Source organism: Bacteroides mediterraneensis, assembly GCF_016900355.1.
Lineage (GTDB): Bacteria > Bacteroidota > Bacteroidia > Bacteroidales > Bacteroidaceae > Phocaeicola.
Map to the genome: position 1 here is coordinate 81311 of NZ_JACJKA010000008.1, position 25788 is coordinate 107098.

13 protein-coding genes and 2 pseudogenes are annotated in these 25788 nt (G+C 41.8%); 4 read left to right on the top strand and 11 right to left on the bottom strand.

What is annotated here, in order from left to right; genetic code table 11:
* Window positions 1-467 precede the first annotated feature (467 nt).
* Together H6A28_RS06215 and H6A28_RS06220 are read left to right on the top strand one after the other, a co-directional pair.
* Complete coding sequence (locus H6A28_RS06215; RefSeq protein ID WP_148329808.1) at window positions 468-1469, top strand: malate dehydrogenase; 1002 nt, start codon at window positions 468-470, stop codon at window positions 1467-1469.
* A gap of 394 nt (window positions 1470-1863) precedes the next feature.
* Window positions 1864-3258: a phosphatase PAP2 family protein gene (locus H6A28_RS06220; RefSeq protein WP_204479368.1), complete on the top strand. Its 1395-nt coding sequence runs from the start codon at window positions 1864-1866 to the stop codon at window positions 3256-3258.
* A gap of 13 nt (window positions 3259-3271) precedes the next feature.
* Here H6A28_RS06220 and H6A28_RS06225 read toward each other — a convergent pair whose 3' ends face one another.
* Window positions 3272-7219 carry a hybrid sensor histidine kinase/response regulator transcription factor gene (locus H6A28_RS06225; RefSeq protein ID WP_204479379.1) on the bottom strand — a complete coding sequence of 1316 codons (3948 nt, stop codon included), beginning with the start codon at window positions 7217-7219 and terminating at the stop codon, window positions 3272-3274.
* A 142-nt stretch (window positions 7220-7361) separates the two neighbouring features.
* Window positions 7362-8528 (bottom strand): annotated as a pseudogene (locus H6A28_RS06230) (IS256 family transposase).
* A gap of 102 nt (window positions 8529-8630) precedes the next feature.
* On the opposite strand from H6A28_RS06230, the pseudogene H6A28_RS15090 reads away from it, so the two are divergent.
* Window positions 8631-8747, top strand: a pseudogene (locus tag H6A28_RS15090) (IS982 family transposase); the annotation flags it as partial.
* A gap of 209 nt (window positions 8748-8956) precedes the next feature.
* Here H6A28_RS15090 and H6A28_RS06240 read toward each other — a convergent pair.
* From H6A28_RS06240 to H6A28_RS06265, 6 genes are all read right to left on the bottom strand, one after another.
* Window positions 8957-10948, bottom strand: coding sequence for a glycoside hydrolase family 97 protein (locus H6A28_RS06240; RefSeq protein WP_204475710.1), 1992 nt, complete (start codon window positions 10946-10948; stop codon window positions 8957-8959).
* A 53-nt stretch (window positions 10949-11001) separates the two neighbouring features.
* The gene (locus H6A28_RS06245; protein ID WP_204475709.1) at window positions 11002-12462 is read right to left on the bottom strand and encodes a hypothetical protein; all 1461 of its coding nucleotides are present in this window, start codon (window positions 12460-12462) and stop codon (window positions 11002-11004) included.
* Window positions 12463-12466: 4 nt separating this feature from the next.
* Window positions 12467-14479 (bottom strand): hypothetical protein, encoded by a 2013-nt coding sequence (locus H6A28_RS06250; RefSeq protein ID WP_204479386.1) that lies wholly within the window; start codon window positions 14477-14479, stop codon window positions 12467-12469.
* 100 nt (window positions 14480-14579) lie between these two features.
* Complete coding sequence (locus tag H6A28_RS06255) at window positions 14580-16250, bottom strand: RagB/SusD family nutrient uptake outer membrane protein (protein ID WP_007564591.1); 1671 nt, start codon at window positions 16248-16250, stop codon at window positions 14580-14582.
* A 21-nt stretch (window positions 16251-16271) separates the two neighbouring features.
* Window positions 16272-19394 (bottom strand): SusC/RagA family TonB-linked outer membrane protein, encoded by a 3123-nt coding sequence (locus H6A28_RS06260; protein ID WP_204479392.1) that lies wholly within the window; start codon window positions 19392-19394, stop codon window positions 16272-16274.
* A 30-nt stretch (window positions 19395-19424) separates the two neighbouring features.
* Complete coding sequence (locus tag H6A28_RS06265; protein ID WP_204479394.1) at window positions 19425-21353, bottom strand: glycoside hydrolase family 97 protein; 1929 nt, start codon at window positions 21351-21353, stop codon at window positions 19425-19427.
* A gap of 295 nt (window positions 21354-21648) precedes the next feature.
* On the opposite strand from H6A28_RS06265, the gene dnaG reads away from it, so the two are divergent.
* The gene (gene dnaG / locus H6A28_RS06270; protein WP_204479395.1) at window positions 21649-23781 is read left to right on the top strand and encodes a DNA primase; all 2133 of its coding nucleotides are present in this window, start codon (window positions 21649-21651) and stop codon (window positions 23779-23781) included.
* Window positions 23782-23830: 49 nt separating this feature from the next.
* Here the strand turns inward: dnaG and folE are convergent, their stop codons facing one another.
* The 3 genes from folE to tpiA all read right to left on the bottom strand — a co-directional run bounded on the left by folE (window position 23831) and on the right by tpiA (window position 25765).
* Window positions 23831-24424, bottom strand: coding sequence for a GTP cyclohydrolase I FolE (gene folE, locus H6A28_RS06275; RefSeq protein ID WP_022354712.1), 594 nt, complete (start codon window positions 24422-24424; stop codon window positions 23831-23833).
* A 2-nt stretch (window positions 24425-24426) separates the two neighbouring features.
* Window positions 24427-24888 carry an SPOR domain-containing protein gene (locus H6A28_RS06280; protein ID WP_022354711.1) on the bottom strand — a complete coding sequence of 154 codons (462 nt, stop codon included), beginning with the start codon at window positions 24886-24888 and terminating at the stop codon, window positions 24427-24429.
* Between the two features lie 121 nt (window positions 24889-25009).
* Complete coding sequence (gene tpiA, locus H6A28_RS15095) at window positions 25010-25765, bottom strand: triose-phosphate isomerase (RefSeq protein ID WP_148329991.1); 756 nt, start codon at window positions 25763-25765, stop codon at window positions 25010-25012.
* Window positions 25766-25788: the final 23 nt, after the last annotated feature.

Here is a 25788-nt window from a genome sequence, read left to right on the forward strand (position 1 = left end):
ACTTCCCATATAGAATTGAAAGAATGACCAGCTATTCTGCCAAATCGCCTTATCCATTCCTTTTTTCATACTTTCATATTCTCTGTTCCACAGTGTGGTTTTTATATCCCACAGTGTGAAATATGTATCCCACACTGTGGTTTTTGTATCCCACAGTGTGGGACAGAGAATTCACCAGAAAGTTTCATACAAAACATAGAAGAAACAGAAAAAAATCTTCCGGGAAACACATAGAAAAGAAACCATGCTGACATCGACAGAGAAAAATGTAACCTACTCTTTACAAAATCAGGGGTTGACATCTAAAAATAGTGAAATTTTTCCGTAATTGCTGGAAATCCTCTCTTTTACCCCTATTTTTCCCGGAACAAAGATTCGTTTTTCAATGATAACTTTCCTATCTTTGCATCGAACAAAAAGAACAAAGACTTATACACTTTTATACATAACTTAAATACATAAGAATTATGGAATTTGTAACAAACGAAAAACTTACCATTGTTGGTGCTGCCGGTATGATCGGTTCTAACATGGCTCAGACTGCCATCATGATGGGCTTAACTCCTAACATCTGTTTGTACGACCCGTACGCTCCAGGTTTGGAAGGTGTTGCTGAAGAATTGTTCCACTGTGGTTTCGAAGGTGTGAATGTCACTTTCACTTCAGATATCAAAGAAGCGCTGACTGGTGCTAAATATATCGTTAACTCAGGTGGTGCAGCTCGTAAAGCTGGTATGACTCGTGAAGACCTGTTGAAAGGTAACGCTGCCATCGCTGAAGAATTCGGTAAGAACGTTAAACAGTACTGCCCGGATGTAAAACACATCGTTATCATCTTCAACCCGGCTGATATCACTGGTTTGATCACTTTGCTGTACTCTGGTTTGAAACCGAGCCAGGTTACTACTTTGGCTGCTCTTGACTCTACTCGTCTGCGCAGCGAATTGGCAAAACACTTTGGCGTATCTATGGACGCTGTTGAAAACTGCCGTACTTACGGTGGCCACGGCGAACAGATGGCTGTATTTGCTTCAACTGCAAAAGTAAACGGCAAACCGTTGATCGACATGATCGGTACTGACGCTTTGACTAAAGAACAGTGGGCTGAAATCCAGCAGAAAGTAACAAAAGGTGGTGCCAACATCATCAACTTGCGTGGCCGTTCTTCATTCCAGAGCCCGGCATACGTTTCTATCGAAATGATCGGTGCTGCTATGGGCGGTAAAGCTTTCCGTTGGCCGGCTGGTACTTATATCTCAAATGATAAGTACGATCACATCATGATGGCTTGGGAAACTTCAATCACAGCTGACGGTTGCCACTGCGCTGAACTGAAGGGTACTCCGGAAGAACAGGCTGCTTTGGACAAGAGCTACGCTCACTTGTGCGACCTGCGTGACGAAGTAATCGCTATGGGCGTTCTTCCTGCTATCTCTGAATGGAACAAACTGAACCCGAACATTAAATAATCGGATTTTCCATTAATATAAAAGGAGACTGAATCATCGGTCTCCTTTTTTTATGCCCAATTCCAACGTACTTGTACATCATATAAAATCATAAAAATCTCATCTTCATACATTTACATTTTCCCAATGTACATCTGAAAACTTTCAGTCTCTTTATTAAAAGCACTATCTTTGCCGCTCTCTTTACCATGTATTTCTAAAACTACGGGCAGCAATGAGAATATGCACTTTATTATTTTTCTTTATTTCAGCACTGACCTGTCACCCGCTATGTGCACATAATCCGATGGGACATTACTTCCTGACACAAGACTCTACGTCTTCTCTCACCTCATCGGCTCTTCCTGCGAAGCCAAAGAAAACAAAGGAACTTTTCCAGCAAAACTTTTCGTACATGGGAATTCCTTTTATCGTTTCCGGATTAATCGTCAAAAAACAAAACCAGGATTTCCGTACACTGCGCAATCGCTTCCAACCGACTTTTCACCACGAATATGACAATTATACACAATATGTCCCGTTAGTTGCCACATGGGGCATGAAATTAGCTGGAGTAGAAAGCCGCAGTTCATGGAAGGAACTCACAGTCAGCAATATTTTCTCAGCAGCCTTGATGGCCGGCTTTGTCAACACCCTGAAATATACAACCAAAGAAATGCGTCCGGACAATTCATCAAACAACTCATTTCCTTCCGGACATACGGCCACGGCTTTTATGTGTGCCACAATCCTGCATAAAGAATACGGCATGCTCAGCCCGTGGTACAGCATCGGAGGATATACCTTAGCGGGAATAACCGGTATAACACGCCAGCTGAACAACCGTCACTGGATTGGCGATGTGCTGGTAGGAGCTGGAATCGGCATGATTTCAACGGACTTAGGCTATTTCTTTTCTGACCTGATTTTTCACAAGAATGCTACCGGAACGCGGTCAACACACCATTTCAACCGCTACGATGCACCTTCATTTCTGAGCCTCAACATGGGATTTGCCACAGGACCTTCCACTTTACGCACCGCCGACCTCTATGACACAGAAGAAGGAACTCCTTTGGGCATGCGCCTGCATACGGGTACATCGACCGTTGTCAGCGCAGAAGGAGCTTACTTTTTCAATGCGTATATCGGCTTGGGAGGGCGACTGAGAGTAGCTACCGTTCCTGTTATTGCCGACATTCCCGAAGAGAACAAAAAGCATTTTGACCTGGACAATGACCTAAAGGAAGGAGCCCCTGTCAACATGTACCTGCTGGACGGACTGGAATCTGACCATTTAGGCATGTGTGACATCGATTTAGGACTTTACTTTTCTTATCCGCTCAGCAGCCGCTTCCTGATAGGAAGCAAGCTGTTAGCTGGACGACGCACTAATGCAAACTTTACCTTAAACTCTATTTCACGGATTAATCCAGCCATTTTCGACCGCCAGAAAGTGAGCCAGGAAGCTTACGACCAATTCTATAAAGCCGACGTAGATTACTATATCCAGCAGGAAGGTCTCAGCGTTCAGGAAATGCTACAGAGTACTTTCATTGATGAGGAATTTCTTCACATTCGTAAAAGTTCTACATTCAAATTAGGAACCGGCCTTTCTCTCGCCTACCGCTACAAGGAAAATGCGGCCCTGCGTCTCTATTGCGACTATGACTTTGCCTCCCCCCGACTGACATACGACCTGAAGAACTCCTGGGCAGACGAAGAGGGTAACCGCGAAGTCCGTTCGTATAGTAAAAGAACGCCTATGCATAATTTTACTTTCGGAACTTCCATCGCGTTCATGTTCTAACGGCTAAGTACCCTCAATCTTTACCACCTTTCCGTCTGAATTCTGCCGGAGCAATGCCGAACTGTGCCTGGAAACATTTCGCAAAATAAGAAGGAGAAGAGAAGCCGACCCTGAAACAAGCTTCACTACTGGACACTTCTTCCTCCGCCAACAAATATGCAGCCTTTTTTAAACGAATCAGACGGATATAATCATTAGGAGTCATTCCCGATATAGCCTTGATTTTCGCGAATAGTCCCGACCTTGAAATCCCGACTTCTTGAGCCAACACATCCACTGTAAAATCAGAGTCTGTCATTCGTTTTTCTATAATTTTTGAAATTTTATCCATCAAAAGTGTATCCAACTTAGAAATAGAAACAGAAGAGACCATCGGTTTAGTCTTGAAATCTTTCTTCATGCCTTCTCTATTTCTGAAAATACTTGCAATCTGTGCATTTATCACATCACCCGAAAATGGTTTTTCCAAGTATACATCAGCACCACTTTCAAGTCCCTCCACGTAGTCTTCGGAAGCAGCCTTTGCCGTAAGCAAGATTACTGGAATATGGCTGGTAGAAAGATTCTGTTTAATATTCCGACAAAGCTGTATACCATCCATCACAGGCATCATCACATCACTGACTACCAGGTCTGGCATATTCTGTAAGATTCTATCCCAGGCTTCTTTACCGTTTTCTGCACACGACACTTGATAGCGGACTGACAGCAGTTGGTGTAAATACTCTCTCAAATCTTGGTTATCATCTACTATCAGAATACGATATTGTCCTTCAGGGATGTCGGCCTTATCCTCAGCCTGTATATCTTGAGAGGGTGCCTGTTCAACCACCTGCCCTTCTTTATGTTCAACTCTATCAAAGCTGACAATGAATGTAGAACCAACCCCCAGTTCACTTTCCAAGTTCAAACCGCCATGCATCAAATCAACCAGTTTCTTGACCAACGAAAGTCCGACTCCAGTTCCAATACGTCCGGAAGATGCCTTATCCGGGACCTGATAGAAAGGTGAAAAAATCTTTTCCTGCTCCTTTACATCGATGCCCCGCCCGTTATCTCTCACCCGTACCTCCAGTTTTTTATCACCAACTATCAACAAATCAATCCAAATGCAAGTGTCTGTAAACTTCAATGCATTTGATAATAAATTGCTGACCACCTTCGTAAAGGCCTCCTGATCGACACGGGCATAACAAGATTCTTCCGGCATAGTCAGACTAATTTTTATATGCTTTATATCTGCTGAAAGTTGAAAACGCTCATATACATTCATCAATAAAGTTTTGATATTAGTTTCAGCCAATATCACATTCATTCCTCCCGATTCAGCCTTCCGAAAATCCATCAACTGATTCACCAACGTAAGCAAACGTTTCCCGTTTCGTTCTATTACCTGTAATTGAGGAAGTACATCCTTCACTGTTCCAGAACTCTTCATCACATTTTCCAGTGGTGCCAAAATCAATGTCAACGGAGTACGTATTTCATGCATGATGCCCGTGAAGAACTCAATCTTACTCTGATAAATCTCACGGTCTTTTTTAATTGTCAATAAGGTCATGCGCCGACGATGTATTTTATTCATCCGATAATAAGCATAAACCAGACCTGCTATCCCTAACAATATATATCCAGCAATCATATATGAAGAAGCCCACCAAGGAGGCAGCACTTTAATAGGAAAGGCTATGGCATTTTCATTCCACATCCCATCAGAATTAGACGCACTCACCTGAAATACATAATCCCCGGCAGGTAAATTTGTGTACGTCACATGAGGAGCATCATTCGTTTCCGTCCAATCTTTTTCAAACCCCTCCAAACGATAGCGATACTTGTTCTTTGAGGTATTAATATAACTCAAGGCAGCTACCGAAAAACTAAACATAGAATGAGAATAGTCCAACACCAGACGGTCTGCATAAGTGATGGAAACTTTTAATGGAGAATCTTCATTTCCAATAATCACCGGTTTATTGAATAGTTGAAAATCAGTCAGAATGACGGTAGGAATCTGTGTATCAACTTGTATCTTATCAGGACGAAATTCATTGAATCCATTTACTCCGCCCACCATTATTGTTCCGTCAGACAACTGGATTCCGGAATTGGGAAGAAACAAATTTTCTTGTAAACCATCTTTCTTATTATAAAACTTCAAAGAAGAAGTAAGAGGCTGATAACAATACATGCCATTATTGGTGGTAAACCACAATTTATCTTTATCTGGTAATATCTTATAAATCACACGTATGTGCTCCGGCAGCCCTTCACGTACGAACACCTCCTTTTTCCGATCATACCGAAGCAAGCCATCGCCATCCGTACCGAGCCAAAGCCTTCCCTGCATATCCAAACAGCCGGTAATGATTTGATTCGTCGGCAGAGTGCCTTCTTCATCTTTCAACTGATGAAAATAATGCATCCATTTCCCGGTCTGATAATCCAGACAATATACTCCACTGTTAAGCGAACATACCCACAACTTCTTACCTTTTTCTTCAAAAATATATGAAATATTGGCTCCATGCAGCTCATATATTCGTTTAAAGTCATCTGTTTGCGAATTGTAACAATTTAATCCGGCAGTAGTACCAATCCATACTTTCTGTCTGGAATCTTTATAAAGTGCATATATTTCAGAAGAATACAATGAACGTGGAGAAGTATCTGCCTTATAATTTTTAAACTTACCTGTCCGCAAATCCAGAATATCCAGGCCACCCATAAACATACCCACAAACAATTTGTCTCCATCTTGTAACAAGGCATGTATGTTATGATAGGCAGGTCCCGGCTTTCCTTTTTGAGGGCGATACCCCTGAAATGTCTGTTTTTGTCTGTCCCAATAAAAGAAGCCGGCATCATCTGTTCCAATCCATAAATTATCCTTATCGGCATGGGCAAACACACTGATAATACGTGCATCCAATTGAGAATTGTCCTTATGATAATGTCGGAAATTATCTTGCACGGAAGAAACATAGTTTACCCCACCAAAGTAAGTACCTATCCAAAGCGCATTCTCCCGGTCAAGAAACAATTCATGCAGGTAATTATCGTTCAGTCCTTCCGGATGTCTGCTATCTGCTTTTATCACATCGACTTTTTCCGTAGTCACATCATACTTCGTCAACCCTTCATCCGAAGCCAACAACAGATGACCGGGCTGCCATTCAACAATTTTTCTTACTTGAAAAGGATGATTAAACTGTAGAGGAGGAATTTTCTGAATCAGTCGCCCATGCTCCTTATCTAATAAATAAAGTCCATCTCTCCCCGTTCCTACCCAAAGGCGATGAGAAGAATCCTCAAACAGCACACGGGCATCTTTCACATCCTGTAAAGCTACCGGTTGAAACATATCCTGCGAAGCTACATAACGACTGATTCCTCCTTCACGGGTAGCAAGCCATATCGTACCGGAAGAATCCTCCATTATATAATACACAAAATCACAGTTTACCTTTCCAATAGCCATATACTGATGAAGTGTCTTATTGGGAAGATTGTAACGAAACACTCCTTGTCCTGCAGTAGTTATCCAGATATTATGCCGACTGTCACGCATCACATGAGATACGGAAGAATGTATGCTCTCACCAAACTCGGAACGGGCCTGAAAGTCAGAAAAGCTCTCGGTCAATAAATTGAAGATTGCCAGTCCTCGCTCACTTCCTACATAAAGTTGCATGCTATCTTCCAATATGGTATAAATGCAAGCGCCCAAGGATTCTACCCGACTATCTCTCCACACACGAATATGATTCCCGTCAAAACTGTGCAAACCGTCAATCGTTCCAAACCACATACGCCCTTTCGTATCCTGCGTAATGCTATATACCGCATTATTCGAAAGTCCGTCACTGATGGTGTAATGAGTCACATTACGGGATGCTCCTCCACACAAAAGGAAATAGCCTAAAAATATAATCGAAAAAAGCAGTTTCGCGAATTTCATACCCTATTAGTTTAGATTAAAGCATGTTCATTGGTAGTGTTTCATTCAGTGTGTCTGAAATGAGTCTTCAGATCTTTTAGTTTTGCAAATATATCACTTTATTTGATACATTATCAGCAGGCATGCCTGCCGATAATTATTTTTATTCGTCCGGAAACAGATTCTTGTCAAGATCAATTCTTGGAACCTGTCTCAGGTAAGACTTCTTGTCCATGGCAGTCTTTCCCATAAGCAGGATGACAGACTCCTCGTTGGGCATTGCGCCACGCATCCTCGTAACTCGCCGGAAGTCCTTCTGCAGGCGTTCTATCCAGTTCGTAGTATATATCATAGATTGGATGCGGTGGTCATAGTTCAGGTAAGTGAAATACGCCTTGTAGGAAGCATCCTCACCACGTTTCCTGATACTCCTGTAATACCGGCCCCATTGGGCACAGAATTGCTGCCATTCACTCCAGGCCTGTTCTACTGTATAGTTTCTGTCCCCTGTCCGGAAAATATGCCTCAAATCTTCTGCCACATCTCCTTTATCCCCGTTACGGACATCGCTCAAGATATTGCGCTTTAGGTGGGTAGTGCATCTCTGAAGTTTAGTTTCAGGGAACACTTCACTGATGACATCTTCAAGTCCTTTAAGACCGTCCGCGCATATAAGACCGATTTTACCGACACCTCTCTCGTACAGGTCATGCAGCATCTCACCCCAGCCCAAAGCACTTTCTGTCGGTTTGTTGAAGATACCGAGTACCTCCCTGGTCTTGTCCTCCTTCACGGCCAGAACGACATAGAAGGCTTCCGCATCAACGCTACGCTTGCGGTGTACCTTTATGTGTACGCAGTCAATGAACACCACAGGATAATAGCTTTCCAGAGAACGTTCCAGCCAGTCTGTGACATCCTTGCGCAGGTAGTCAAGCATCCGCGATATACTGGCTTTGCTGTAGTGCTCGCCATAGATGTCGTTGAAGACTTCACCAACCTGTTCCTGAGTCAGACCTTTGGTGTACAGGGTCCCGGCAAGTCGTTCACACTCTTCTTCCTAATCACGGAGTATGGCCAATATACGGGGATGAAAGTTACCGTACCTGTCACGTGGAATACGGAAAGTCAATGTACGTCCATGCCCATATGTACGACCAGGACGGTAGCCATTGCACTTGTTGCCTGCAACACTCTCTTCATGAAGATATTCCCTGCGCTCTGATATCATCAGGCTTTCAAGCATTATTTCCATCAAATCATGTAAGCCATTTTCTTTTTCCGAATGCTTGCATATCAGCTCGGAAAGTTGTTCCTTTGTGAAATCCATAAAGTCTACTCTTTTTTTAGGTTTATTGGTTTGCTGCTACAAATCTAAAAAATCTGTAGACTTTTTTATTATCCTATTTCAGACACACTTTTTGGAACAGTATCCTTCAATAACTTCATTGCCAATTCTCTATCTGCCATAGCAGCATACTGTTTCTTTGAAAAGAAGCCCGCCATTGACCTGTGTTTTGTCAAAGACGGGCAACTTACTATGTTTTGAATTATATCGAACTCACGTTAATTTATATTTAAGGAACGTTCATACGAGTAAAAATACAAAATTCCAATACAAATCTTACTGGAAACTGGAAAAACTTCCTCAAAACACTTCGGTATTCAAACTAAAACGTACTTGCATTTACAAGAAAACACAAGTACGTTCCAGCTACTAAGCATAGATTACAAAATTAATCGCAAAATAGAAGATTCTCACCTCATCCGGATGGCAAACCCTCCTCCTGGAGCCAAATGCACCGTCAAACGTGTATTTTTATCAACATGAATTAGTTTTAGATGAAAGTCACGTCCTATACGATGAGCATTTATGCCATCTTCATATAAAAGACCTTGACATATCTTTCCTTTTAAAAAAGAAAAATCCAATTCAATATCCCTTTCTTGCCAGTCTGTAATTCCTCCAATATACCAAGTATCTCCTTTACGACGCGCGGTTACAATATATTCTCCCATCTTGGCATCCAGAACACGTGTTTCATCCCAAACAGTAGGGATACCTGAAATAAAATCTACCGACTCTTTTTCACGGACATAATTACTAGGCGTATCGCAAAGCATATTTAAAGGAGACTCAAATACTACATACAACGCAAGTTGCCGGCAACGAGTACCTTGACTCATAGGTTCTGAATAGCAAGGGAAATAACAACCTTTTGCAGCGTTACGCATTGCTCCTTGCGTATAATCCAGAGGACCAGCCACTTGACGAATAAAAGGAACCATGACATCATACTTCACCTGATCCACACTGTCAGGACTCCATTTCATATTCTCCAAACCATGCACTCCTTCAAAATTCAAGATATTCGGATAGGTTCGATTCATTCCTGAAGGCTTATACATTCCATGTAAATCAAGTACTAAATGATATTTTGCACACATGGCAGCAGCCCGATAATTGAATTCTACCATTTCCTGATCATCCCGATCCATAAAGTCAACCTTAAATCCTTTCACTCCCAAATCCGAGTAAAACCGACAAATGTTCTCCATATCACGCTCGAAAGCATAATAGCCAGCCCATAAAATAATACCCACATTTTTATCAGAAGCATAATCTACCAACTCCTTCAAATCAATGCTATCTACTACTTGCATCAAGTCGGCTTTCAAATTCACAGCCCATCCTTCGTCTAAAATGACATACTCCATACCGTATTTAGCTGCAAAATCAATATACTCCTTATAGGTTTCATTGTTTACCCCTGTCACATAGTTCACTCCATCAATGTTCCTGTCACTCCACCATTCCCATGCTACTTTACCAGGCTTAATCCACGAAATATCATCCAACCGCGAAGGAGATGCCAGAAGATATGTCAAGTCATTATCAGCCAGCTGCTCGTCCCGTGCCGTTACGATTGCCATACGCCACGGAAAAGTTCTTTTCCCTTTTACCCGTGCAATATATGACTCACGCTCTTGTACCAACATCTGCAACATTTTATGCCCTCCCTGAATACTGTTTTTAGGATATGGAGCATGGACTCCCTTCAATGTATATTCTTCACCTTCTACAGCCGAAAGATAAAGTCCCGGAAAATCTTCCAAATCAGATTCCGTCAAACACACCTTAATGCCATTTTCTGCTTCCACAACCAGAGGAAGGAACATCAGCCTTTCTTTATCCAAATGAGAAAGCCTGTCCGTTGTATAAGTATTCTCAAAAGAGTTATAAAACTGACAATCAAGATTATGTCTCTGCACACGAGGTACTACATAAGGTACATTTGCTTCAAAGTCTGAAGAAAAGCAATAACTTACATTCTCCGAAACTATATCAAGTACCTTGTTCTCCCTATGGACAAAACGATAAACGATTCCTGTATCATAAGCACGAAACTCCAAACCCCATCCATTCTTAAAGTTCAGAATCAAAGAATTATAGTTATCACGTATTTCACTTCTTCTATAAAAAGGAGAAGCAACCATAGCATTCACCGAATTCCGCTTTGTACTTACCAGACGGGGATTTTCCCCCCAGACAATTCCATTTGTCAGAGTCATCGATAAAGGAGAATCGTTCAAGATTCTATATCCCTCACGAGAGATACTATAGGAAATATACTCTCCGACCTTAATCTCAGTTTGCAACTTTCCATCAGGAGAGAACAGTTCAAACTCCTTATGAGCTTGTACTGTCAATGCCCATAAAATGCATACAAATAGTAATATCTTTTTCATACCTGTCAGTTCACATTAAATATTCATAAGCCTGCGTCAGGAAAACATTGCTGCTACACCCCTGCTGTAAGAGATTCACCATTCTTCAAATTTATACAAGCCGAGGACACATGGTTATCATTCAACTTTTTAACCGTAGTTTTATATACTTTACCACCTGCATTGATGCTTTGGCAGTTTCCAATGAATGAAGCATTCCAGACAATGTCTCTTCCTGTATTATTCTCAAATACTGTAATTTTATTTCCTATATGTTTAACAGTAATATACCCATTAAAAACCGGAACATTTTTCACTTCGACTTCCACTCCATTGTCCGTCAGATGAGAACATGTGGTAATCGTGTTGTTAGAAGAAGAAGGATTGATACCCATCAAACCACCTATACACCCTTCAATCACTCCATACGAAACTTCAGGATATTCACAACGATTCACCAACGGTAAAGTTACTAAATATTTATATGCTTCTTCATCATACCCAAAACGGTAAAGCATTTCCGGAAAATGGGACAAGTTTTCCACATTCCACTCTTTTGACAATATATCATTTATTGAAGCCTTTAAGCGAAAATCATCTTTTATTGCATTAAACCACAATAAGACAGGAACTCCCTCTCCACGATGAAAAGTTTTATCCTCGGTCCAGAATGTCTGGTAATACTGATGTTCCTCATCCCACCATTTATCTTCTATAATATTCTGGTAAGCATCAGCCTTTTTCAAATCATTCCGCGCCGTCACACTATCACCGCATATTGCTGCCATTTGCGCATGAGCCTTATAACCTGCATACATTGAAGCCAGCAAGTCAACCCCCAATGTCAATCCACGGAAATTTTCAACATAGGAAGCCAGTCCCCTGCAAGTATGGAAATTATTGTTCAAATCAAAATTATCAGGTTGGTGCATATACCGAGGCCTGTCCATGATATTTTCAGGTTCCAGCCTCCAGTGCTTTACATACTCATTCAAAGATTTATCATAGAAATTGACAAAACAGGAATCCGTCAGATAATCCTTGTCACCAGTCCATTCATACATTTTCCAACAAGCCTGAATCACATCAAAATTAGCATTCAAATTATACCAAAATTCCTTATCATTGGCATAATCAGCAGGAGCCGGCTTGTCATAACGGTTAATTTCCCAATACGTACACCAGTCCTTACTCTCACTGATATTTTTCGCAAACTTTCCAAACATATTCTTATTATGTTCTGCCAGCCCCAAGATTTGTGCACCGACTGACTGATGAGATACATCACGCATACAAAAAGCTTCACGCTGAGGCAAAGCTGCTTCATACCAATAACCAACAGGGTCACTCCCGTCATGTACATAGGATAGTGCCATCTTTTTTGCCCAATTATATGCATTCTCTAAATTTTTATCCGTTGAAGCAAAAACAGAAGTCTGCTCTAACGGCAATTTTTCAATAGATTTTTTTGTTGAAGAACCAACACAAGCAGAAAGCAGCAAAGCCGAGGTTCCAATCAAAAACATATTCTTCATACCACTATTTCAAATTAACTGTTACAAACCCATCTTTATTCACACTATATACTTTTTTCTTTGTCGCACCCTCCGAAACCATAACCTGCAATTTTCCTGAAGATAAACGTTTCACTTCTATATCAAAGTCTGCCCCAAAAGCACGTACGTGATGCAGTGCCATCTGATTCCATTTTTGCGGAAGGCGAGGAGTCAAAGTAAACGACTTAAATCCAATGGGACGGATACCAAACAAGCCCTCGGTGATGATACGACCATACAAACCGCTTTCTGCTGAAAGATGCCGTTGTTCTCCTTCAGGCCATGCCTCAATGGCATAAGGAACATGTTCACCCAGCAATCGGGTTTTAGAGTAGCGCTGTAAATATTCAGTGGCTTTTTCTGTTTCGCCAGCCGCGTATACTCCCCGCAAAGCATAAAGTGTGGAACGATCCCAAAAAGTCTCGCTTCCTGCTTGTGTAAGCAATCCGTTCTCAGTCCACAATCGAGGTGAAAACAATGCTTGAATAGTACCATCCTTTCGTTCATCGATACCCACTGTCAGAGGAATACAAATCCAGGAACGAAGCACATCATTTCCTTTATAATAGGCATAAGTAGAATAACCTTCTACTGTACTTCCAAAATATGTTTCAATATTCTTGCGTAATGTAGAAGCTTGCTTTCTATAAGTATTTGCCACATTATTTCCCTTTCCTAATTCCTTAGCCAAATATGCAGCCGAAATCAAGGCATCATAATAAAGGGAAGATGTACAAAGATTGGCATCTCCTGAAGGGAAACGATTTTCCAGCTCATCCGTATCCGAAGCTACCACTCCTCCTTCATTCAATTTCCGGTGACAATATTCCAGACACCAGGAAATCAGCGGCCACAGCTCTTCGGCTTCTTCACGGCTTGCACGAGTCAAAGCGTAACGAGAAGCTCCATAAGCAATCATGGCAGCATCTCCACGGTCGCCTACTCCAGCCCAGATATCCAGCCCCTCAGCTACAATTGAACTCGGAATTGGTTTCCAATCATCATTTATAAAACGAGCAAAATGCTTGAAACTATTTAAAGCTGAAACATTTCCGTATTCATAGCCTGTATAAGGGAAATAAGGATTGATATATTCAGCCTGGTCGTTAGCCCAAATGGCTGCATAATACGACTCTCCTCCCGGACCATGCATAGGTCCTCCCTGAGTTTCATAGATACTTTCGCAAGCGCGTATCTTTGAAAATGCAAACATCTGGTTTATCACAGGGTCTGGGGTTTCCAGTACCAGATTATCCATCCAGGAAGCTACTAACGATTCTCTTTTTACCTTCTCTGCACAGGCATCGAGCACAAGGCTGCTGGCTTCTGAATCATGCGCAGAAATGGATGCTGAGAAACGCAAAGTGTCCCCAGGCTGTAAAGTAAAATATCCATTCTGAAGCAGTTTTCCTTCAATAAAATAAGTTCCCTTTACTCCTTTAGACGGATCGGTCCGAGCCACAAAACCATCCTTAGGTATTTCCACTGCCAATGAATTTTTACCTTTATTTATCACCTGATACAGCTCTACCAAGGCTGGAAGCTCTGTAGACGGAAAATATTCACGTACAATCTCCCATTCCCCATAATACCCCTGGTTTACCACACTCTTTACCTGCAACTTCCCTTTTATGCCAAGTTCTTTTACTTTTTCTCCACGTTGCAGACTCCGTCCGTTCACTGTAACTCCAGCAAGCGGATTCCAGTCATACCGACGCATCAGGCTGGCATGTGTATTATTAGGAATGGTTCGCAGACGCGGCCATACCATGCTCTTGTTCAAGCGAAAAGTTCCTTCACTGTCAACTCCATAACGGAGAACTACAGAAACAGTTTTTCCACTCATCTCTATATGATCCTCATGCGGAATATTTTCGTTCACCGACCAGATAATCTGATTATCTGGAGCTATGTGCCAACGAGTTGTCTCGACTGCATTTACTCCTAATGCAGTAAATCCAATTCCACCAATCAAAATTGTTCTAAGTAAATTCATCAATTACAGATTTAAAAATTAAGTATGTACAAACATCAGAAATCTGTTCCTAAATTAAGTTTTATTTTTCATTCAGGAACAGATTTCCTCTACTATTCTTTTACAAATCAGAATATCCCGGATTTTGCTCTAATGCACTATTCTTACGACGCTCATAATTCGGAATAGGAGCCAAATAGTGATTAGGAGAAATAAACTTACGAGGATTACCTACATTCGATATAGTATATGTTTTAGTTCCATCGGCTTTTTTAGTAATCTTAATGCCATGGAATTGTCCCACTTGCGTATCTTCCGCAATTTTCCAACGGCGTACATCAAAATAACGATGTTCCTCAAAGGCCAGTTCCACCTTGCGTTCCTGCTGAATTTTCTTCAACAAAGCATCTCCACTTTCTGTTACATCCGGCAACATGTTTGTAGGATCTTCAGCCATGTTACGGGCTCTTTCACGTACAAAGTTTACATACTGACGAGCTGTTACCTCATCCCCGCAGAAATATTTCGCTTCCGCATAGTTCAAATAAATTTCAGCCAAACGACAATAAATCCAGGGATGATATGCTTTTTCGGACCACAAGTTAATAAGAGCCTCATCCATAAATTTACGGATGGTGTAATGAGTTTCAGAATAATTCCAGTTATCTGTTCCGTACTCACTATCCTTTCCACCTGTTGTACCATCTTCATTGACATAGAACTCAGCTTCTCCATCACGGAATGACTGTCCATCGCATACGATAGAAGCATAGAAACGCGGATCACGATCTTCCCAAGGATTAGCAGTTGTAGTAGTCTTATCATCATACCACTGTGTATCAGGCATTACTCCACCTCTCTTTTCATAACTGTCAACCATTTCCTGAGTTACACAAGTAGCAGAATACCCATGCCAGCCATTCGGACTATTTTCAGCATCAAAGTAATGTCCATATTCTTGATTATAAAGACGCTGGAAAATAATCTCAGGACTTTCAGGATTTAAGAATAACCCTTGATAATCCGGATCCAGATTATTAACTCCCAAGCCTCCACAAAGTTCGATAACTTCTTCTGCAGCATCGGCAGCTTCTTCATAAGTTCTTACTCCCCACCATGGACTGGCAGCATAAAGTAGCATACGACTCTTCATGGCCAAAGCAGCCACTTTTGTCACACGACCAAAATCTGCATCGCTCGCATATTCTTCTGGAAGATAATTAGCAGCGCGGTCAAACCAAGTAACAATAGAATCCACACATTCTTCATAGCTCGCACGCTTGACATTCAAAGCCTCAGCCGTGTCATCCAATTGATAAGATTTTGTTATCATCGGTACTCCTCCATAACGGTTTACCAGTTCCATATAGTAAAGCGCACGGAAGAAGGTTGTTTCTCCAATCAAGTAGTTCTGCTCCGGCTGGTCTACCTTGTTCACATACTCCATGTGCTCAAAGAAGATATTACAGTTCTTGATATTCTCATAATAGGCTTCCCAAATATCAAGGTTACCCAACTGGTCAGGAGTGACCGATCCTTCCAGTACTTGATAAGAATTGTTCCAGTTGAAGTTATTGATTGACTCATCACACGAATACCGTAAAGCTGTATGATCCCATCCAGTTTGCGGAAGGTTATAATTCCGGTGTACGTATGATTTCAGCAGACTTACATCTGAGAACACATCTTCTTCAGTGTAAGTATCCAATGGATCCACATCCAGAATATCGCATGCCGCCATAGAAGCCAGCAATGTTCCGAAGCATATTGTTTTTATAAATGTTGTCTTCATATTCTTAGTTTTCTTAAAAGGTTAGAAAGTCACATTGATGCCAAATGAGTAAGTTCTTGCCAACGGATAAGCCTGACCAAGACCTGTTGCATCCGATTCCGGATCTTGCAGTTTAATCTTATCGAAAGTCAACAAGTTTGTTCCTGACAATGAGAAACGTACATTCTGCAATTTCATTTTTTCTACCCACTTCTGCGGTAAGGTATAGGCAATTTCTACATTCTTCAAGCGAATGAATGAAGCATCATACAACCAAAAATCACTCCAAGGTGTATTAATCACATCGTCTTTATCAAAAGCACGAGGATATTTAGAATTAGGAGTTTCCTCTTCCGAAATCCAGCGATTATAATACAAGTCTTTATCCTGGTTGTAAGAATAAGGAACAATCATCTGTGAAGCTCTGCCTTGTCCGGTCCACATCATGCTTACTTCCAGACCTTTCCATTCAATACCATAATTGATACCATACACAATTTCAGGTACATTTCCCGTTTCGCTGCGAACCTTGTCATTTTCACTGATTACTCCATTATTGTCCACATCTACATATTTGATATCACCCGGCTGTGCTCCCGGCATGTGCACACTGCTGTTTACTTCATCCCAATTCTGATAAATTCCATCAGTCTTATACATCAACCATGTATTAAGCGGTCCCCCGGTTTGTCTTTGCCATTCAGGAATATTAGCCGCTTCATCAAAGAACTTAATCTTGTTACGGGCAAAAGTAAAGTTACCTCCAATGTAATAATTTACTTCTCCGATTTTATTACGATGATTCAGCATAATTTCAATACCCTGATTATTTACTTCTCCCAGATTTTCATCAGGCAATGTATTTCCCAATCCTGTGTATGAAGGTATAGAAGCCTGTCTTGCAGTCAGAATATCTTTACGGTTCTGGAAGAAATATTCCACAGTAAATCCTAACATACCATTCCAGAAATTACCATCAACAGCCACATTCTTAGAATCAACTTTTTCCCAGGTTACATTAGGATTAGCAAGTACGCCCGGATAAATTGCCTTGCCTATGGAAGGAGTTTTTCCAAGAATAGCTCCATCCTCCATCACATACGGATTAATATATTGGAATGGATCAATCCGGTCATTACCTAATTTACCCCATGAAGCACGTAACTTCAAGTCATTGATAAACGGTGCCTTTTCTTTTATAAAACGTTCTTCACTCAAACGCCACCCAACAGACAATCCTGGGAAAGTACCCCAACGATGGCCGGGTGCAAAATTCATAGAACCATCACGACGAATAGAGAATTCAAACATATAACGGTCTTTCAGGGTGTAATTCAAACGCCCGAAGAAATTCTGTCTGACAGAAACATAACCGCTGCCAGAGTTTGTCTTTTCCTTATCACCGCCAAAACTTAAGTAATCCAGTTTACTGTTCAGGAAGTAATTTCGAAATGCTTCAAATACCTCTCCGTCATATTTATTCTGTTCATAAGCTACAAAGGCACTGATATGATGGTCACCAAAAGTGCGATCATAATTCAGTTTCAAGTGCAGCGTACGCGAAAGGCTATTTTCATGTGATTGTGTCAACTTGATAGTACCTCCTTTCGGATTGGTTGTCTGCTTGATATAATCCTGAGTAGTAGGATCATAATGATAAGTATCCCATACGTCTATTAAATATTTCTCATTACGGAAATGGAAATTAAAGGCACCATATCCAGACAAAGACAAGCCTTCAGTAATCCAAGGCAGTTTCAAATCAAAAGTAAACTTAGAATTCACAAAATAATCATCTACCTTATCATAACCCGTATCTTTTCCTGAAACCAATAAAGCAGGGTTATTACCCTGATTAATACCTGGACCCGGTAAACCGTTCGGATAATAATCGTACAAGTAAGGATAAGCATTGGTAGTTTCCCAAAAAATTTCATCGGAATCAAAAATACCCATATTACGACGTTCTTTACGTCCGTCTAAATCCACCCCAATCTTCAAATTTTTACTTACTTGTGCGTCTATATTTGAACGTACCTGATAAGTATTATAATTAAATACTGTATTTCTATACATCGGCTCCTGATAAGAATAGTCTCCTGAAACATAATATTTTATCTTATCCGTTCCTCCATTGATAGAAAGAGAATGACGGGTCTGAGGAGCAACATTACGAAATACAGCTTTCATCCAATCAGTATCTCCATACTGAAGTCTATCAATAGTTCCATCCAGATAGCCTTCTTTTATATTCTCATAAAGTGGAGCTTCTCCTTTATATTTACGAACCTCATCTGAATAAGTCATATATTCATAGGCATTCATTAAATCAGGGACACGGGTATTTTGTGTCAACGACACAGAACCACTATAATTTACCATTGGTTTATCATTGCCTGATGATCCACGCTTTGTAGTAACCAAAATCACACCATTTGCCGCTTGAGAACCATAAATAGCAGCTGAAGCATCTTTCAATACATTAATCGATTCTATGTCATTCGGGTTTATACGCTCCAAATTGCTAAGGCCATTATTAGGATCAGCTACTCCATCAATTACAACCAATGGATTCGTATCACCCAAAGTACCCATACCACGAATATAAATCTTGGAGGCATCGTTACCCGGCTCACCCGAACGGTTGGTTGCGACAACACCCGGTATTTTACCTGCGAATGTATTCGTAATATTGGCATTACCTGTTGTCTTCAAATCGCTCCCTTTGACAGTTGCGACAGAACCGGTCACTGTGGCTTTTTTCTGCACACCATAACCTACAACCACCACTTCCTCCAACACTTCTGTATCTTCTCCCAACTGGATTTTCTGAGGTTGAGCCGTGGCTTTTATTTCAACAGACTGATAGCCGATATACGAAATTTCCAGTAAAGACCCAGCAGGTGCCTGCAAGGTATAATTTCCATCCAAATCAGTGATGACTCCATTAGTCGTACCCTTCACAATGACATTCGCTCCAATAATCGGCTCTCCTGTCTTTTTGTCTACTACCGTACCTTTCAGTGTCACATTTTGCTGAGTAACCGCTAAAGATACAGCCGCATCATTCGTTTCGGGAACTGCCAAGCCCGGCAGAACTCCCCATGCCAGCATACCTGCCATCAGAATATGCCTGCATTTTGAAGTTGATTGAAATGTTTTCATTAGATTAGGTAATTAAAACAGGTTAATATATTATTTAATAATAGCTACATAGCCACCTCCATCATACATGCTGATTGTGATGGTATCTCCTTGTTTCACTTTCTTTGTACGACAAGCAAAGTCCTGTGCTTGCAGGTCTACATTCACACCATCTTCCCAACAAGTCAGTGTCTTGTTTCCTTTAATAAAATCAAGAGTGATATCAAACTTCTGCCCTTTCTTTCCAACCATACCTCCAATAAACCAAGTATTACCAGAGCGACGTGCCACCACAATATACTCGCCTACAGATGCTTTCAAAACGCGTGTCTCATCCCAAACTACCGGAACCTGACTCAAGAATTCCATACATTTTTCTTCACGGTAATAATTTGACGGAGAATCGGCCAACATCTGAAGTGGACTCTCATAAACGACATACATACCCAATTGATGACAACGTGTCCCAATAGAAGCTGGTAAATTAAACCAAACCTTATGGTCTTTCTCATGGAAATTAATCATGGCTCCCGGTGTATAATCCATCGGACCTGCTACCATACGAGTAAAAGGTAATGTCACATTGTGTTCCGGAGTAACAAAGCTTCCCCATTTATGATTTTCCAAACCTGCCACACCTTCCGAACTCAATACATTCGGGAATGTTCTCAACCAACCAGTTGGCTTATAAGCTCCATGAAAATCAACCAACATTCTGTGGGCTGCAGCCTTTCGCGCTACCGTATAATAAAAATCAACCATCGCTTGATCATCACGATTCATGAAGTCCATTTTAATACCTTTGATTCCCCATTTACTAAACAAGGCGAAGGCCTCGTCCAGTTTCTCACGAAATGGAGCCCATGAAACCCATAAAATCAAACCTACATTCTTCTTTTTCCCGTATGCAACCAATTCTTCCATATCAATCTCCGGAACTGTTTTCGTCACATCCCATGCTTCTGACCAACCGTCATCAAGCACCACATATTCAATACCGTATTTAGAAGCAAAATCTATATAATATTTATAAGTGTCATTATTTACTCCACATTTGAAGTCAACACCTGTCAAGATCAATGCATTATACCAGTCCCATGCAATCTTTCCCGGTTTAACCCAAGAAAAATCTCCCTGTGACTCTGGAGCCAATTTATATATCAACTGATTTGTTACAAGATTAGCATCATTTTCTGCAACAATCATGGCCCGCCAAGGATAATTACGGGTTCCATTTACTCTTGCTATATAATCAGCCCGCTTAGTAGGGAAAATCTGACGATCGTCTGTTTTTTCTTCTTCCAAAGAATAAGCAGCAAATTTTCCAGCCAGTTCATATTTTCCCTGTTTCTTCAAGAACATCCCCGGATAACTTTCCAAATCAGATTCACTGATAAAGATACGTGCCTGATCATCTACCTTAATCAGTACAGGAGTACTGCAAAAACGGTCAGTTCCAATTTCTGACAATTTCATCGGTTTAAACAAAGGCTGCTGTGCAGACAATATAGTTCTTTCTTCTGGGAAAAGTGTATTATAATCTTCCGGGAAACAATAGTCCACCTCTTCACTGATTACCTTCAGCGAGTCAGCAAAATCTGTATGGAAGCGATAAGCTAATCCGTCATTATATACACGAAAATACAGTTTATACTGATCAGCATTTAATACCATTTCATTGTAGTGATCTCTAATTTTATCACTTTTTTGACGGACAACAGGTGTCAACATCTGGTCTTCCGTGCGATGCTGAACATCTTTTACCTTCATATTGCGGCCAATCACCACCCCATTATCAAAAGTCATAGATAAAGGAGAAGGATTCAAAATAGTTTTACCATTGAAAGTTACAGAATACGTAGTAGTAGCTCCTGTTTCTACATTCACAAGGATGCGTTCATCCGGAGATTTCACTGTATAGTTCTCCGCAAACATTGCAGCACTGGATGCCAGCAACAAAAAGAATAAAGTCTTTCTCATATTAGTTCTTTTTATTTGTTAACTCTGATAGCAAAAGTACAATAAGCCTCCCATGAACATGAAACGAAATATCCAAACTACAGCTGCAAATGTCCACAAGAGAAATTCTATTGTCCATAATTTGAACTCTATTATCCAAAATAATCATACAAATAACTGAATATAAACATTTTACAAATACTCAATTATTCATCAAAAAAAATGCCATGTAATTGACCGTACCATCGTTGTCGTTCCACGATTTACTACGGTCAATTGCACATTCTACTTATTTTTATTATTTTCGCCCTTCGAAATGATTGACCAAGCTACCATAGACCGAATACTGGATGCGGCACAAATAGTAGATGTGGTATCCGAATTTGTCACACTTCGCCGAAGAGGGGTGAACTACATCGGCCTATGCCCGTTTCACAACGAAAAGACCCCTTCGTTCAGTGTCTCGCCCAGCAAGGGATTGTGCAAATGCTTCAGCTGCGGAAAAGGAGGCAACGTGGTGCATTTCATTATGGAACACGAACAGCTCTCCTACTACGAGGCGCTGAAATGGCTGGCCAGAAAATACAACATCGAAATTAAGGAACGCGAGCTCACCGAAGAAGAAAAGCAGGCACACAGTCTGCGTGAAAGCTTGTTCGTGGTCAATCAGTTTGCTGCCGAATATTTCCAAGACATCCTCTACAATCACATCGACGGGCAGCGCATCGGTATGACGTACCTGCGCAGCCGTGGTTTCCGCGACGACATCATCAAGAAATTCCAGTTGGGATATAGCTTGGACAACCGGGACGCACTGGCCCGCACAGCCTTGCAAAAAGGCTACAAGGAAGAGTTTCTTGTCAAGACCGGGCTCTGTTACCGCAAAGACGACGGTTCCTTGCACGACCGTTTTTGGGGACGTGTCATTTTCCCCGTACATACCTTATCGGGCAAAGTGGTAGCCTTCGGCGGACGTGTGTTGAGCGCGGCCACCAAGAACGTGCAGATGAAGTATGTTAATTCTCCGGAATCGGAAATCTATCATAAAAGCCGGGAACTCTACGGCATCTACTTTGCCAAGCAGGAAATTGTCCGCCAGGACCGCTGTTTCCTGGTAGAAGGTTATACCGACGTCATTTCCATGCACCAAAGTGGCATCGAAAATGTAGTAGCTTCCTCAGGTACAGCTCTGACTCCCGACCAGATACGGCTGATACACCGTTTCACCAACAACATCACCGTGTTGTATGACGGTGACGGAGCCGGCATCAAGGCCAGCATACGAGGTATCGACATGCTGTTGGAAGAAGGAATGAACGTCAAGGTCTGCCTGTTGCCAGACGGAGATGACCCGGACAGTTTTGCCCGCAAGCACAATGCCACCGACTACCAGGCTTATATCAACGAGCACGAAGTCGATTTCATCCGGTTCAAGACCAACCTGCTGATGGAAGAAGCGGGCAAAGACCCCATCAAACGGGCCAGCCTGATTTCCAGCATCGTCAAAAGCATCTCGGTGATTCCGGATGCCATTGTCCGTTCTGTTTACACACGTGAGTGCAGCCAGCTCCTGCAAATGGAAGAGAAGGTGCTGATAGAAGCTGTAGCCAAACTCATGGAACAGGCGCAGGAAAACAAGTTCAAGGAAAACCAGCGCAAACAACAGCAAGCCCTCAGGGAACAGCAGGTGTCTCAAGAGAAAACAGAATCGCCTGCCATTCCGGCCAGTCCCACTGAAAAACAGGAATCACCTGTTCCGCAGGAAAATCCGATGACTTCACCGACAACTTCGACAGATGCGCAACCGGAGGCTCCTGCAACGACAGCCACTGCCTCAGCGGATGAATACCTCTCTTACATTCCACTGGAAGGAAACGAACAGAAAGTGTTCTACCAGCGGGAACAGGCACTGATACGCATGCTGATCCGCTATGGCGAGAAAGTCATGTGTTATTTGGAAAATGAAAACGGAGAAGAACAGCCGCTCACGGTGATAGAGTGTATTTCTTCGAGCTTAAAGGAAGACGAATTACAGTTTCATAGTGCATTGGACCGCCGTATCCTCAAAGAAGCGGAAACACACTTGCAAGAACCGGGATTTGTGGCTGAACGCTACTTTCTGAGTCATCCCGACGCGGATATCAGCAAACTGGCAGCCGAAATGGTCAGCGACCGCTATCAACTGAGCAAATACCATTCCAAAGGACAGAAAATCATTACCGATGAAGAACGGTTGTATGAACTGGTTCCCCGTCTGCTGATTGATTTCAAGATTTCAATTGTGGAAGAAGAAATGAAGCACACACTGCAGGCCTTGAACAATCCAGACATCTACAACGACCCGCAAAAGTGCCAGGAAATCATGAAGCATTACCAAGACTTGCAGAAGATACAGATTCCGATGCTTCAGAAAGCGGGAGACCGTGTCGTATTACCTCCCAGCCTATAAAAAAACTATTTCCCCTTTTTCATACGCAGAAGGGGAAATAGCACATCAATTAATATTTGGCCCGAATCAGGTTCATAAACTCTTCACGCGTCTTTGCCTGATTGAACGCACCGGTAAAATCGGAAGTAGTGGTCACTGAATTCTGTTTTTCCACCCCTCTCATCTGCATGCACATGTGTTTGGCTTCTACCACCACCATTACACCTAATGGATTTAATGTTTCTTGAATGCACTCCTTAATCTGAAGTGTCATGCGTTCCTGCACTTGCAAGCGATGGGAAAAAATATCGACCACACGGGCAATCTTACTCAACCCCGTGATATATCCGTTCGGAATGTAAGCCACATGTGCCTTTCCATAAAACGGCAACATGTGATGCTCGCACATGGAAAAGAAATCAATGTCCTTCACAATCACCATCTGGCTGTAAGGCTCCTTGAACTTCGCCGCATTCAGCACCTCTCTCGGATCCATTTCATATCCGCGAGTCAGTGTCAGCATGGCCTTGGCCACACGTTCTGGAGTTTTCAACAACCCTTCGCGCTCCGGGTCTTCTCCCAGCAAAGAAAGAATCTCTTTGTAATGGCCCATCAGCTTTTCCACCTTTTCCTGTGGCCAGTTTATCGAATTGGTATCTGTCATCATTATTCTATAGGTATATTAATCTGTTCGCGCACAATAGATACTTCCTTGAAAACTCCTGTCGCCTTCAATTTACGCATGGTAACATGTGCTTCTTCAATACTCTTGAAGTCTCCCACCCTGCACAACCAACGTGGAGGCTGGAAATAAGTATAAACCGGCAAGTCCGGAAATTCCTCTTTTACTTTTGCCGCTACATTGTTCGCCTCACTGCGTGCCTGACGGGAATTATTTCCGGCATACACCTGTACACGAAAACCGCGGGCCTTCAATGTCTTCACCGGTTCTGAGCTTGTAGACCGTACATAGCGTTTCCCTATCAGAGAAGTAATCTGTGCATCCTGGTGTACAGTGACCACTCCTTCACCCGCCCGACGGGTTTGCAAACTTTCAATAATGTTTCGTTGGGCATAACTCCCACTGACACATAATAAAGAAACAATGAATAAAAAATATTTCAGCATAACCGGATTTTTAAATAGACATAGAAAACAAAAGTCAATTGAGCACAGAGGGAAGGAATGACACTGCACGTCCTCATCTCTCTGTGCTCAAGCAATTCCTGATTAATTCAGAGATTGGAAATTATTTAAAAGCATCGATGATACCTTTGAAGTCAGCAGCCTTCAAAGCAGCACCACCAATCAAACCACCATCTACATCCGGATTTGCAAACAATTCTTTTGCATTTGTCGGCTTGCAGCTACCACCGTACAGGATAGAAGTGTTTTCAGCTACTTCTTTACCATATTTAGCAGCTACCAAAGAACGGATGTGAGCGTGGATTTCCTGAGCCTGCTGCGGAGTAGCAGTCTTACCAGTACCGATAGCCCAAACCGGTTCGTAAGCCAAGATGATCTTGCTGAAGTCTTCAGCAGACAAAGAGAATACAGAAGCCAGCTGAGCTTCTACTACTTCATTCTGCTTGTTAGCTTCACGTTCTTCCAATACTTCACCGATACAGAAAATCGGCTTCAGGTTGTTAGCCAAAGCCAATTTAACTTTTTCAGCCAGGATTTCTACTGTTTCATGGTAGTAAGCACGACGTTCTGAGTGACCCAAGATTACATACTGAGCACCTGTAGATGCAACCATTTCAGCAGAAACTTCACCAGTGTAAGCACCAGAAGCTTTGTCTGCGCAGTTTTCAGCACCTACACCAATGATAGAGCTGTCTACCAAAGGAGTAACAGAAGCCAAGTGAATAAACGGAGTACAGATGATTACGTCGCAGTTAGGTTTGTCTGCAGTCAACACTTCGTTCAATTCTTTTGCCAAAGCAATACCTTCCTGCAGGTTCTTATTCATTTTCCAGTTACCTGCTACAATGTTTTTTCTCATTTTGTTTTAATTTTAAAGGGTTA